The 12610-nt window shown below is 64.3% G+C and carries 10 protein-coding genes; 5 read left to right on the plus strand and 5 right to left on the minus strand.

Annotated features, from left to right (window positions below):
• Positions 1–60: 60 nt before the first annotated feature.
• Positions 61–1029 carry a Bug family tripartite tricarboxylate transporter substrate binding protein gene (locus tag B0G38_RS19610; RefSeq protein ID WP_264670999.1) on the minus strand — a complete coding sequence of 323 codons (969 nt, stop codon included), beginning with the start codon at positions 1027–1029 and terminating at the stop codon, positions 61–63.
• Between the two features lie 279 nt (positions 1030–1308).
• On the opposite strand from B0G38_RS19610, the gene B0G38_RS19615 reads away from it, so the two are divergent.
• Genes B0G38_RS19615 through B0G38_RS19625 form a run of 3 tightly spaced genes read left to right on the plus strand, consistent with a single transcriptional unit; the run spans position 1309 to position 4905 of the window.
• A complete protein-coding gene (locus tag B0G38_RS19615; protein ID WP_264671000.1) occupies positions 1309–2181 on the plus strand; it encodes a shikimate dehydrogenase in 873 nt (290 codons plus the stop codon).
• Positions 2182–2212: 31 nt separating this feature from the next.
• The gene (locus B0G38_RS19620) at positions 2213–4069 is read left to right on the plus strand and encodes a bifunctional sugar phosphate isomerase/epimerase/4-hydroxyphenylpyruvate dioxygenase family protein (RefSeq protein ID WP_264671001.1); all 1857 of its coding nucleotides are present in this window, start codon (positions 2213–2215) and stop codon (positions 4067–4069) included.
• A 35-nt stretch (positions 4070–4104) separates the two neighbouring features.
• Positions 4105–4905 (plus strand): IclR family transcriptional regulator domain-containing protein, encoded by an 801-nt coding sequence (locus B0G38_RS19625; protein ID WP_264671002.1) that lies wholly within the window; start codon positions 4105–4107, stop codon positions 4903–4905.
• A gap of 63 nt (positions 4906–4968) precedes the next feature.
• Here B0G38_RS19625 and B0G38_RS19630 read toward each other — a convergent pair whose 3' ends face one another.
• The 3 genes from B0G38_RS19630 to B0G38_RS19640 are packed head-to-tail and all read right to left on the minus strand — an operon-like array spanning position 4969 to position 8710.
• Positions 4969–6741 (minus strand): FAD-dependent oxidoreductase, encoded by a 1773-nt coding sequence (locus B0G38_RS19630; protein ID WP_264671003.1) that lies wholly within the window; start codon positions 6739–6741, stop codon positions 4969–4971.
• On the minus strand, positions 6741–7610 hold the full coding sequence (locus tag B0G38_RS19635; RefSeq protein ID WP_264671004.1) for a sugar phosphate isomerase/epimerase family protein: 870 nt from the start codon (positions 7608–7610) through the stop codon (positions 6741–6743). The genes B0G38_RS19630 and B0G38_RS19635 overlap by 1 nt, the downstream gene beginning before the upstream one ends.
• The gene (locus B0G38_RS19640) at positions 7607–8710 is read right to left on the minus strand and encodes a Gfo/Idh/MocA family protein (RefSeq protein ID WP_264671005.1); all 1104 of its coding nucleotides are present in this window, start codon (positions 8708–8710) and stop codon (positions 7607–7609) included. The genes B0G38_RS19635 and B0G38_RS19640 overlap by 4 nt, the downstream gene beginning before the upstream one ends.
• Before the next feature lie 124 nt (positions 8711–8834).
• Here B0G38_RS19640 and B0G38_RS19645 point away from each other — a divergent pair, with 124 nt between their 5' ends.
• A complete protein-coding gene (locus B0G38_RS19645; protein WP_264671006.1) occupies positions 8835–9920 on the plus strand; it encodes a LacI family DNA-binding transcriptional regulator in 1086 nt (361 codons plus the stop codon).
• A 187-nt stretch (positions 9921–10107) separates the two neighbouring features.
• The gene (gene shiA / locus B0G38_RS19650) at positions 10108–11475 is read left to right on the plus strand and encodes a shikimate transporter (RefSeq protein WP_264671007.1); all 1368 of its coding nucleotides are present in this window, start codon (positions 10108–10110) and stop codon (positions 11473–11475) included.
• A 56-nt stretch (positions 11476–11531) separates the two neighbouring features.
• Here shiA and B0G38_RS19655 read toward each other — a convergent pair whose 3' ends face one another.
• Positions 11532–12551: an LLM class flavin-dependent oxidoreductase gene (locus B0G38_RS19655; protein WP_264671008.1), complete on the minus strand. Its 1020-nt coding sequence runs from the start codon at positions 12549–12551 to the stop codon at positions 11532–11534.
• Positions 12552–12610: the final 59 nt, after the last annotated feature.

Genomic DNA, 12610 nt, shown 5'->3' on the forward strand with positions numbered 1-12610 from the left:
TTCCTTTGCTGATGCTGTGCCTGCCGGATATACAATCCGGCAGGCACAGGCAACGGCGGCCTACTTGCCCTGAGCCAGCTCGATCCACGGGCCGTAGCGCTCGGCTTCTTCCTTGATGAACGTGGACATCTCTTCGGAGTCCTTATAGGTCGGGACCAGATTCGAATCCTCGATCACCTTCTGGTACGCGGGATCCGCGACTGCGGCTTCCATTGCGGCGGACAGCTTCTGGACCACATCGTCTGGCGTGCCCGCAGGGGCCATAATGCCGACCCAGGAAGCGTTCTGCAGGTCGATACCCTCTTCCTTTGCGGTCGGGACATCCGGGTTGTTCGCGTCCCGCTCCTCCGTGAGCATGGCCAGATAGCGCAGCTTGCCGCCGTCGACCTGGACCTTCTGGGTGCCGATCGCGTCGATGGAGAAGTCGACGTCGCCCGCTGCAGCAGCAGCCACGGCGGGGGCGGACCCATCGAACGGGACGGACGTCAGCTCAATGCCGGCCAGCTCCTGGAAGCCCTGCGCCGGCGAGTCCCACACCGAGCCAACGCCAGGGCTGGAGAAGGTGACCTTGCCCGGGTTCGCCTTCGCGTCGTCGATCAGATCCTGCAGGGTCTTGTAGGGGCTGTCCACAGGGACGGCAATGGCCCCGGGACCAGCCAGGCCCTGACCAATCGGTGCATAGTTTGCGGGATCAATGTCGTAGTTCTGAAACTGCAGCGTGGCGACCTCGACCCCCATAAGGGAGAGGTTGTAGCCGTCCGGCTTCTGGTCCTTGAGCCAGTTATAGGCGACGGAGCCGTTCGCACCGGGCCTGTTTTCCACGATGACTTGAACGCCGAGCTCATCCTCGAGCAGCGGTGCAATTGTCCGGGCGGTCAAGTCACCGGAGCCGCCTGCCTGCCACGGGACGGTCAGCCGGATGTCATTGGCAGGGAACTCCCCGCTGGCATCCGTGCTGCCTGAGGCGCACCCTGCCAGCGCCAGCAGCGACGCCGCCCCGACGGCAAGGGAAAGAACTTTAGATTTCATAGCGGTGCTACTCCTTAGATATCGCCTTAATAAGCCGGGGCGGACGTACCTTCTCCGGCGGGTGCTGCCCGCGCCTTCCTGGAGGGCTGCAGGCCGGCGACCTGCGCATGGGGACCTCCAGCCCCACAAATCCCCGAATGTGCGTAAAGTGCACGCTTGTGCACATTCCGAACAATGCTCATAATGTAACTCAGGACACACTTCAAGCGCAATAGCCTTTTGGGAGCATGTGCGATATGCGTACAATTGTGCAGAGACCGAACGACGGAAGGTATTCACATGAGCACGGTGTCAGAGTCATATCTAGTTGGCCTGATTGGCGAAGGGATCACGGTGTCGCTGACGCCGTACATGCACGAGCGAGAGGCGGACCACCACCAGATCCGCTACCTGTACCGCCCCATCGACCTGACCACCATTGGCCGTGCGGGTGAAGACGTCGGCGAGCTGCTGCGCCAGGGCCGCGAGTTGGGCTACAACGCCTTCAACATCACGCACCCGTGCAAACAGCTGGTGATGGAACATCTGGATGAGATTTCCGACGACTCCCGGCGCCTCGGCGCGGTCAATACCGTCCTGATCCGGGATAGCAAGTTCATCGGCCACAACACGGATTTTTCCGGCTTCAGCATGGGCCTGGACAACGGGCTGCCGGATGCGGAACTCGGTTCGGTCGTGCAATTGGGCACCGGCGGCGCAGGTTCCGCCGTCGCATACGCCCTGCTGAAGAAGGGCGCGCGGAAACTGACACTGCTGGATCTTGACCCGCGGCGCGCCGCGGAACGTGCCGCCGCACTGGCAGCGCTCTTCCCCCAGCAGCAGGTCGCCGCCGCGCCGATGGAAGACCTGCCTGCTGTCCTCGCCGGCGCCGACGGACTCCTCAACGCCACGCCGGTGGGCATGCACAACCACCCGGGTCTGCCGCTGGACACCGATCTGCTCGAGCCGCGACACTGGGTTGCCGACGTCATTTACCGCCCCGTGGAAACCGAACTGATCAAGGCCGCCGCGGCCAAGGGCTGCCGCGTGCTCGATGGCGGTCACATGGCCGTCGGCCAGGCCGTCGACGCCTTCCGCTACGTCACCGGGCTGGAGCCGGATCCGGCCCGCATGCGCGGACACTTCCTCGAACTCCTGGCCCAAGGCCTCTAGCATTTCTTCATTGCCTCCGAAAGGTCCCCTGTTGCGCACCTCCATTGCCACCGTTTGCCTGAGCGGAACGCTCGAAGAAAAGATGCACGCCTGCGCCAACGCGGGCTTCGACGGCATCGAAATCTTCGAACAGGACCTGCTGGTCTCCCCGCACAGCCCCGAAGAAATCCGGGGACTGGCGAACCAGCTCGGCCTCAGCCTGGACCTGTACCAGCCGTTCCGGGATTTCGAGGGCGTGCCCGAAGAACTGCTGGCGGAGAACCTCTACCGCGCCGAGGCGAAGTTCCGGCTGATGCAGACCCTCGGGATGGACCTGATGCTGCTCTGCAGCAACGTCGGCACCGCCACGATCGACGACGACGACCTCGCCGCGGCCCAGCTCCGCCGGCTCGGCGACCTCGCCGCCCGCTACGGCATCCGCATCGCCTACGAGGCACTGGCCTGGGGCACGTTCGTCAACGACTTCGAACACGCCATGCGGATCGTGGATCTGGCGGACCACCCGAACATCGGCACCTGCCTGGACAGCTTCCACATCCTCTCCCGGGGCTGGAATCCGGCCGGAATCGAGAAGATCCCGGCGGAGAAGATCTTTTTCGTCCAGCTGGCCGATGCGCCGCAGCTGAGCATGGACATCCTGTCCTGGAGCCGGCACTACCGGGTCTTCCCGGGCGAGGGAGCCTGGGAACTGGACAAGTTCATGGGCCACCTGGTCCGCAGCGGCTACAACGGGCCGGTGTCGCTGGAGATCTTCAACGACGTCTTCCGCCAGGCAGACGAGGAACGCACCGCCGTCGATGCCATGCGTTCACTGATCTGGCTCGAGGAACGCACCTCGGTCCATCTGCTCGAAACCGACGGACCGGACGCCCGCTTCCCGATGCAACTGGCCACACTGCCGCAGGTGGCCGAACCTACCGGCTTCAATTTCGCCGAGGTCAAAGCGGAGAACACCGAGCACGTCCAGCAGGTGCTCTCGCAGCTCGGCTTCACGTTCCGGGGCCGGCACCGCACCAAGCCGGTGCAGCTGTGGACCCAGGGACAGGCCCGCATCATCATCAACGAACAGCAGGCCCGCGGGCTCGAGCCGACCATCGCGGCCCTGGCCTTCGACGTCGAAGACCCGCTGGTCGCCGCCTCCCGTGCCCTCCAGCTCAAGGCCACCGCCGTCCCGCGCCAGAGCCAGGCCAATGAAGCGGTGCTCCAAGCGATCAAGGCACCGGACTCCACGGAGATCTTCCTCTGCGAAGCGACTCCGGATGGAACGGCAGCCTGGACGGACGAATTCGCTACCGACGGCGCCGCCCGGTCCGGCCAGAACTTGATCACGCATATCGACCACGTCAACCTCGCCCAGCCTTGGCAGCACTTTGACGAAAGTGTCCTCTTCTACGAAAGCACGTTGTCGCTGGCCCCGCGGCCGTCCACCGAGGTTCCCAGCCCGGTGGGCCTGGTGCGCAGCCAGGTCATGCGCACCGAGGACGGCAAGGTCCGCCTCGCCCTGAACATCGCCCCGCTGGTGATGGAACAGCCCGGCCCCTCGGCAGAGTCGGCCTACCCGCAGCACATCGCCTTCGCCTGCACCGACCTGATCGCTCTGGCCCGCAACGCGGTGGCCAACGGGCTGGAGTTCCTGAAAATCCCTGCGAACTACTACGCGGACCTGCAGGCCCGGTTCCGGCTTGCCCCGGACCTGCTGGCCACACTGCAGGAACTGAACCTGCTCTACGACCGGGACGACCAGGGCGAGTTCCTGCACTTCTACACCGCCACCGTAGGAAGTGTCTTCTTCGAAGTAGTCGAACGCCGCAACAGCTACGACGGGTATGGCGCGCCGAACGCCCCGGTCCGCCTTTCCGCGCAATACCTGCTGAGCAAACACGGTTAGAATCACTGGGATTGCCCGCAAGGAAAGTTAGGACCATGGAACAGCTCGATGAAGCCGTCAACGAGGAGGCCCCTGCCTACTGGGTCAAGTCGGCGGAGAAGACCCTCGCAGTCCTGTTGGCATTCAGCGCCGACGAACCGCGCCTGTCCATTACCCGGGCCGCAGCGAAGGCGGACCTCAGCCGCGCCGCTGCCCGGCGGTTCCTGCTGACGCTGACCGACCTGGGCTACCTGCGCAATGACGGCAGTGTCTTCGAGCTGACCCCTCGCGCGCTGGATATCGGCGCCACCTTCCTCTCCAGCCTGACCCTGCCCCAAATCGCCGAACCGCATCTGAAGCAGCTGGCCGTGGATTTGGACGAGACGGCGTCGCTGTGCATCCTGGACGGCACTGACGTGGTCTACATTTCCCGCGTCCTGGCACCGCGGATGCTCAGCGTTTCGGTCAACATCGGAACCCGTTTCCCCGCCTGGGCCACCTCCATGGGTCGCGTGCTCGTCGCCGGACTGCCGCCGGCCAGCCGCGAAGCGTTCTTCGACGGCATCGAGATCACCAAGTACACCCAGCACACCGTCGGCAGCATCGCCGAGTTGCGCGCAGAGGTCGAGCGGGCAGCCGAGCGTGGCTGGTCCCTGGTCTCGAGGGAGCTCGACGACGGACTGCGCGGACTCGCGGTCCCGGTGCGCCGCGGCGGCGACTTGATCGCCGCGCTCAACGTCTCGCTGCAGACCCACCGCGGTTCCGAGAAAGAAATCGCCCGGACCGTCCTGCCTCGGTTGTCCGACGCCGCAGACCGCATCGCCGACGACTTCGGCGGACGTGGCGCAAGACAGTAGTCCCTGGCCGACAGACCATCGGTGGCGGCCACCAGCAGGATGGTTGATCACCGTGTTCCATGCTCATGCCGGTGAGTCCGTCTGCATGCTTCCGTCGTCTTCGTAGCTGGTGGCGCCGGCCAGATCCCGCCCGGCTATGTAGCCGAACGCCAATGCCGGTCCGAGGTTGATTCCCCCAGCCGGATAATGGCCGCCCATCACGCTGGCTTGGTCATTGCCGGCGACATACAGACCTTCTATAGGATCGCCGTCGCTATTCAATACCCGGGCGCGGCCGTCCGCCTCCAGCCCGGCGAAAGTGCCGAAACTGCCCGGCACCACACGGACTGCGTAGAAGGGGGCCCTCTCAATCGGGGCCAGCGAGGGATTTGGCTTGACCTTCTGGTCGCCGCCGTAGCGGTTGAATTCGGTCCCGCCGCGGTCAAAGTCCGGGTCAACACCCTTGCGGGCGTTCTCATTGAACCGCTCAACCGTTTCCCTCAGTGCCACTGGGTCGATCCCGCACTTGGCGGCGAGATCTTCCAGGGTGCGGCCCTTCATCAAGTATCCCGATCGCAGGTACGGAAACAGCGGTACCGGCAGCGGCTTCGCCATACCCAGCGGGTACTTGCGCACGAAGACCGAATCGGCGATCTGCCAGGACTGCACCTCCTCCCCCTCGGGGGTGGACCCGATCAGGGCTGAGACGTAGTCGTAGTAGCCATTGGCCTCGTTCACGAACCGCCCGCCGTCGGCACGCACGCCGATGCTGCCAGGCTTCGCGCGGTCCATAATATGGGGGAACGTTCCTACCCGGCCGCTGCGGTAGGGCACCAGCGAAACCGGGCACCAGGCCGCCGGGGACTGGACGTTCGTCTTGAAGTGTCCGCCGACGGACTGGCCTAGGCTGATGCCGTCTCCGTTAGCCTCCTTGGGCACCAGGGTCCAATGCGCTGCACCCGTCGGCGTCTTCGGGAACAGTTCCTTCCGGCGCTGAACATCGTTGGGGAACCCGCCTGCCGCCAGCACAACGCCCCGGGCCGCCTTGATGCGCATCTCTCCCTCCGGCGAGCTCACGACGGCGCCCGTCACCTTTCCGCTGTTGTCCGTAAGCAGGCTCCGGGCGGGGGTAGAGACGCGGATGTCCACGCCGAGATCGTCTGCAGACTTCATCAGCCGGCCGGTCAGCGCGGTTCCGTTGACCAACTGCATGTTCCGGCGGTGGACCAGCAAGTCCCATAAATACGGAGTGAACCGGCGGGCCGCATGGAACAGGCCCGCGATGCTGCCCTGGGAGGCGGAGAGGAACTTGGTCAGATCGGGTCCCGCCATGATGCCCATGCCGAGGAAGGACGTCTCGTAAAGCTGGTGTCGCATCTTGGCCCGCAACTCGGGCTTGAGACTGCGGGCGTTTAAGGGCTTGGGGCCGACCGAGCGGTGGCCGGTGCCGGCACCGGGGGTATTGCCGTAGATGTCCCTGATTTTGGTCCCGGGGACGAACTGCAGGGAAGTCTGGTTCTGGAAGAATCCCACCATGTGCGGCACGGCCTCGAGGAAGGCATCGACCTTATCCGCCTGGTAATTATCCCCCAACCTGTGGCGCAAATAGGTACGGAACTCTTCCGTGTCCTCGTTCACTCCGTCGGCCTTGGCCAGCGGGTTGCCAGGGGTCCAGGCCCACCCTCCGGACCAGGAAGTGGCCCCGCCGCAGACGGTCGCCTTTTCCACGACGATGACCTTCAGCCCATGGTGGGCGGCGGTAACGGCGGCGGAAAGGCCTCCGGCCCCGGAGCCGATGACCAGAACGTCACAATCCAGTGCAGGGCGTTCAGAGGAGGGGGTATCGGTATTACTCATCAGTCTTCCTTGGTCTGTGAAGCGGCAGGTACCGGTGCGCGGCTAGGTCGGGGCACGCCGTCGAGGTTGGACAGGGTGGTGCGGGCGGCCTCCAGTGCAGCGGCGGCACGTTCGCGTGGTGGCACGGGAACGTTTGTAACTACCGGCGCTTCGATGCAGATGGGCAGTTCTTCAGGTAGATAACGCAGCGGGGCCAGGATATTTAGCCCGCCCTGGCCGGGCAGCAACCGGCCGACGCGGGCCTGGTACAGCAGTTCCTCGGTTGTCTCCGGGCGTTCGGCGACAGCATCGCAGAGCTGCAGGTAGCGGAACCACTCCGGCGGCAGCGCGGCGATATCTTCTGCGGAGCTGGCCGAACGGTCGAAGTGGATGGAGTCGATTAGCAGGCCCGAGTTCGGATGGCCGGCCTGGTGCAGCAGGTCGGCAGCGTCTGCCAGATCCTTGACTTCGGTCCACGGCATGAATTCTATGTTCGGCGTCAGCCCGTAGCTCTGGGCGAGTTCGGCCAGAGCGGCGAAATTATCCGCGAGGCGGCTGCGGTCGCCGTCGTTGCCGGCAACAAGCACTTGGCTGGCGCCGAGAAACGCCCCGGTTTCCAGAAACGGCTCGTAGTCGGCGGTCACGCTTGTTTCCGGCTTGAGCCGCAGGATTTCAATATCCCAGACCTTCATGCCCGTCTCATCTAGCCGTTTCCGGGTCTCCAGCACCATGCGGGTACGGCCGATAGTTGGATAGAGGCGTTCCTCGGGGGTCGCGGGAATCAGCCGGAGTCCAACCAAGTCGTAACCGGTTTCGGCCGCGCAGCTGACCATCTCGGGCGGAGTCAGCTCCAGTACGGTCAACGCGGACAGGGCGAGAGGATGTTTCATGGTGCGGCGCTTCCTGCCGTGGTGAATACGAGCTGAGGTTGGACGGCGGTACCTCTGGCTGCGGCTTGCTGGGACGCTTCAATCACGGCCAGCGTGCGGGCCGCATCGTCAACAGTGATCAGCGGAGCCACCTCGCCGCGCACGACGGCGGCGAAGTGCCTGAGCTGGTTGGTATAGGAATCCCCGCTGTCCCGGCTCAGGTAGTGCAGGCTCAGCTCATGGTTCCAGTCCGCGCGGCCCGACTGAACCAGTTCGCTCGAATACGAATGGCATGCCAGCTGTGGGAAACCCAGAGCGCCTGCGGTGCCGGCAATGGAGTAGCAGAAGGAGTCCCGGTTGTAGGGGAAGGTCGCGTCGTCTTTGGTGGCTTGGTCCCATGACCACGGCGATACTGCCGCATCGGAGGCGATAAGGGAACCAACGGCGCCGTTTTCGAAGCGCAGGACGAATCCGGCGGTGTCTTCGACGGCGAAGCCGCGGGCGGTGTTGCTGACCGTGGCCTGGACCGAGATTATCTCGCCGCAGAGAAAGCGCAGCAGGTCCAGGTCATGCACGGCGTTGATCAGCATGATGCCTGCCCCCTTTTCGCGTCGCCACGCGGTATCGAAGTAAGTGTCCGCTTTGCGAGTCAGCCACATGCCGTTGACTGCGACGATCTTGCCAAGCTCGCCGTTGGCGATGGCGGCGCGGGCAGCAGTCACGGCCGGATGGTGCCGGCGGTGATGGCCGACAAGCACTGGCGTGGCACTGTTGCGTTGCGCACCGATCAGCAACTGCACTTCTTCCAGCGACGTAGCCAGCGGCTTTTCCAGCAGCGACGGGATACCGGCGTTCAAGGCATCGATCGCAGTCGACACATGGGCGGCATTGGGGTTGGCGATGATGACGGCGTCCACCATGCCCGAGGCCAGCAGTTCTCGATGGTCGCTGAAGTAGGAGGCGCCGGTGGCTCCGGCCAGGGTCCAGCTGAGCGGATCCGCGACTGCGGTCAGTTCCACGCCCTCCTGGCGGGAAATGAACACGGCATGTTGGCTGCCCATGAAGCCAGCTCCGATGATGCCGATTCTGATTGTGTGCACGGATTTCTGCGGCGAAACCATAGCCATGCTCCTCAAGACGATGTGCATCAACGGTTGCACGGCATGGAAACGATCGGCAAGAAAATTGCCAGATCGTGCCAAAATGATAGCTGGACCAGACTTTGCCTTCCCGAGGAGTCCTGCCATGACCCACGCTTCACGGCCCCGCACCCCGGCACCCAAAGCCGCTAATGCCACAAACCTGCGCCCCACCGCCCGGACGGCACTTGCAGCACCAACGGCCTTGCCCAAGCCTGTACGGCTTTACGACATCGCCAAGGAAGCCGGTGTAGCGGCATCGACGGTCTCGAGAGCCTTCGCCAATCCCCAGCGGGTAAACTTCCAGACGCTGGAACATATCCATGCCGTCGCTGCAAGACTCGGCTACCGGCCGAACACCCTGACAGAGCCAGCCGGCGGCCCTGAGCGCAAGACACTGGACCTACTGGTGCAGGATATTGCCAACCCCTTCTATGCGGGTCTGGTTAAAGGTGCGGTCCATCAGGCACGGACAGCGGGCTATACCGCCATCCTCAGCGACGCCGAGGAGTCCGCCGACATGGAGCGCACCCACATCAAGCGGCTGATGGACAGTGTCGCTGGCTTCATCATTGCCGCACGCTGGAGTTCCGACGCCGAACTGCTGGAACTGAATCGCAAAAGGCCCGTGGTGCTCTTCAACCGGGAAGCGGACGGGCTGAGCAGTGTCACCACGGACCACATGGACGGCAGTCGGCAACTGATTGAACATCTCGTCTCATTAGGCCACCGGCGGGTGGTTTACCTGGCAGGTCCTCGCCTGGCCTGGTCCGACACTCAGCGGTGGCAGGGGTTGTCCCGCTCGGCGGTGGCAGCCGGAATCGAACTAGTCAGGGCGGGCCCGTTCATGCCCACCGTCACACAAGGAGCCGCCGCGGCCGACGTCGCACTCGCTATCAAGCCAACTGCCATAGTCGCCTTCAACGACCAGCTCGCGATCGGCGTCCTTAAGCGCCTGCGGCAGCGTGAAGTTCCGGTCCCGCAAGAGGTGAGCGTCGTCGGTTATGACGACGCCTTCGGCTCGGACTTCTGCCAACCACCCTTGACCTGCCTTTCAGCTCCTGTTGACCAGGCCGGACGGGCGGCGGTCGACATGCTTCTTGACGCAATCAATGGCCAGCCTCAGCCCCGGCGGCTCAGTCTGGCTACGCCTTTACAGGTCCGGGATTCCACCGGCCCGGCCGCACGGTAGGTACCTTGCGGAACGCAGCACAGACCAGGTTCAGCGCCCACTTGCCTGCGGCTGATTATTTCCTGACCAATCGGTCACGTGTTGACCCGCACGCCATGGGGTGACTATCATCACTTAGCAGTTCATAAAGCGCACAGCTGTTCACAATGCGCACAGGTGACTCCATCCCTAGTGAAAGTACGAGCCTATGACCAAGATTCAGAACCCCGAGGTGCAGGCCCGGCGCGCGGCCATCAGCAGCTTCGCCGGTGCCGTCATCGAGTGGTATGACTTCCTGCTCTACGGCCTCGTCGCCGCCACAGTCTTCAACACCCAGTTCTTTCCGAACGTCTCGCCCGCCATTGGCGTGCTGGCCGCGTTCGCCACTTTCGGCGTCGGCTTCCTCTTCCGCCCGCTGGGCGGCCTGGTCTTCGGTCATTACGGCGACCGGATCGGCCGCAAACGTACCTTGGTGATCACCATGACAATCATGGGTTTCGCCACGGCTGCCATCGGGTTGATCCCTAACTTCGAGACGATCGGCTGGCTGGCTCCGCTGGCACTGGTACTGCTGCGCGCCGTGCAGGGCTTCGCCGTCGGCGGTGAATGGGGCGGCGCCGCCCTGATGGCAGTGGAAAGCGCGCCGAAGGGCAAGAAGGCGCTCTACTCCAGCGGCGTCCAGATCGGCTTTTCCGTGGGCCTGATGCTCGCGACCGCTTTTGTCACCATCATGGGCAACGTTGCCGGCGACGAGTTCGTCGAGTGGGGCTGGCGCGTACCCTTCATTTCCAGCATCGTGCTGGTCGGCGTCGGTCTGATCATCCGGAGCAAGGTCGTGGAAACGTTCGAAGCTCCCGCAGAAGAAGTGCGTGCGGAAGGCAAGCACAAGCTGCCAATCGTCAACGCGATCAAAGAGAACCCCAAGGCCTTCTTCCAGATCATTGGCCTGCGCCTGATCGAGCTGTTCACCATGTACATCGTGACGACCTTTGCGCTGAGCTACTCGGTGAACACGCTGGGCATGGACAACAGCTTCATGCTCAACATCGGCCTGATCGTGGGCGCGATCGGTATGATCAGCATTCCCACCTTCGCGTATCTGTCCGATAGGTTCGGGCGCCGGAAGATCTACTTGGCCGCGAGCCTGATCGGTGTCCTGAGCTCCGTGCCGTTCTTCATCTTCCTGGAGGCCGGCTCCCTGGTCGGCGTCATTGTCTTCTCCATTCTGCTGGTCAACGTTGCCCACGACATGGCCGTCAGCGTCCAGCAGCCGCTGATCACCCAGATGTTCGGCGCGGAGCACCGCAACAGCGGGGCAGGCGTGGGCTACCAGGTGGCCAGTGCAATCGCCGGCGGATTCACCCCGTTCATCGCCGCAGCGCTGGTCGGCTTCGGCGGCGGCAGTTGGTACCTGGTGGCCGCCTACCTTGCCGCCGGCTGCCTCATCTCCGGCTTGGTGGCTTACTTCATGAAGTCTTCCGGCATGGAAGACGCGCCGGACGCGGCAGATGAACCGGCAGCACTGGCCATCCCGGACGATGCGTCGGAACTGGCGGGCCGCGTCTCCCAGTCCTGATCCTTGCCACTGTCCTGCCGGATCGCTCCCGTTCACTGGAACGGGAGCGGTCCGGTTTAAGCGGGACTTCGGCTGTGCAGCCCCATCAGCTCCGCCAGTCTGGCGTCCGAGTCGGCGAGCGCGGCCGGATCGAAGGTGTTCCCGGTAACCATGAACTCGTTGGCGCCGGTGGCGTCGAGCAAGCGGGCGAGCTGCTCCGCGGCTTCCTCCTGAGTGCCGTAGATGGACGAGGCAAGGCTTTCGTCGATCAGCTTCTGCTGCCGCCCTGTCAGCTGGCGCTGGAGGACACTTTCCGCCGGTTCCAGCGGCGGAAACTCACCGCGGGTGCGGGACTGGGCCAGCGCCCAGGCCTCAGGCAGGAGGAGTTCGCGCGCCCGGGCAGCAGTCCCCGCCACGGCGACATTGGCCGAAACGATGACATAAGGTTCCGGATACCACCGCGAGGGGCGGAAGTTCCGACGGTAGCGGGTCAAGGCAGCCGGCATGCCCGTCCGCCCGGTGTAGGCGGGGCCACCAACAACGACGGCGAGCCCCGCCTTGGCTGCGATGTCGGCACCTTTGCCCGTGGCCAGTACGAAAGGCGGCGTAGCACCGCCGTCGTACGGTCGGGAGGTGATGGTGGCTTCCCCGGTCAGGAAACCGAGTAACTCGGCCAGATCCGCCTCGAAGCGGTCCGCGCCGTCCTTGTCCTGCCGCAGCGCCTGCCGGACAGCCGGCGTGAATCCGACGGATCGCCCCACGCCGAGATCAATCCGGCCGGGAAAGAGCGCCTGCAGCGTCGCGACCTGTTCGGCGACCACCAGCGGCTGGTGGTTGGGCAGCATCACGCCGCCGGAGCCGACGCGGATCCGCTCCGTTTGAGCGGCAATAACCCCCATCAGGACGGTAGGTGCCGAACCGGCAATCCCCGGGACACCATGGTGTTCGGCCACCCAGAACCGGTGGTAGCCCAGCTCCTCTGCCCGGCGCGCGCGGTTCGCCGTCGTCCTCAAGGCCTCTGCCTCGGTTCCTCCGGAGCGGGAGTTGGCACGGTCGAGAATGGAGACGGGGATCTTGGTTAGGGGCACACCAGTCATAACGGCCGGCAGCCTGTTCTATTCCGGCTGCTCTGCGTTGCCGCATTCTGCTGCTGCAT

The organism is Crystallibacter permensis, assembly GCF_025960875.1.
Lineage (GTDB): Bacteria > Actinomycetota > Actinomycetes > Actinomycetales > Micrococcaceae > Crystallibacter > Crystallibacter permensis.

Coding starts and splice junctions, on each gene's coding strand:
- B0G38_RS19610 (WP_264670999.1), bottom strand. CDS start 1,029: ATGAAATCTAAAGTTCTTTCCCTTGCCGTCGGGGCGGCGTCGCTGCTG.
- B0G38_RS19615 (WP_264671000.1), top strand. CDS start 1,309: ATGAGCACGGTGTCAGAGTCATATCTAGTTGGCCTGATTGGCGAAGGG.
- B0G38_RS19625 (WP_264671002.1), top strand. CDS start 4,105: ATGGAACAGCTCGATGAAGCCGTCAACGAGGAGGCCCCTGCCTACTGG.
- B0G38_RS19630 (WP_264671003.1), bottom strand. CDS start 6,741: ATGAGTAATACCGATACCCCCTCCTCTGAACGCCCTGCACTGGATTGT.
- B0G38_RS19635 (WP_264671004.1), bottom strand. CDS start 7,610: ATGAAACATCCTCTCGCCCTGTCCGCGTTGACCGTACTGGAGCTGACT.
- B0G38_RS19640 (WP_264671005.1), bottom strand. CDS start 8,710: ATGGTTTCGCCGCAGAAATCCGTGCACACAATCAGAATCGGCATCATC.
- B0G38_RS19645 (WP_264671006.1), top strand. CDS start 8,835: ATGACCCACGCTTCACGGCCCCGCACCCCGGCACCCAAAGCCGCTAAT.
- shiA (WP_264671007.1), top strand. CDS start 10,108: ATGACCAAGATTCAGAACCCCGAGGTGCAGGCCCGGCGCGCGGCCATC.
- B0G38_RS19655 (WP_264671008.1), bottom strand. CDS start 12,551: ATGACTGGTGTGCCCCTAACCAAGATCCCCGTCTCCATTCTCGACCGT.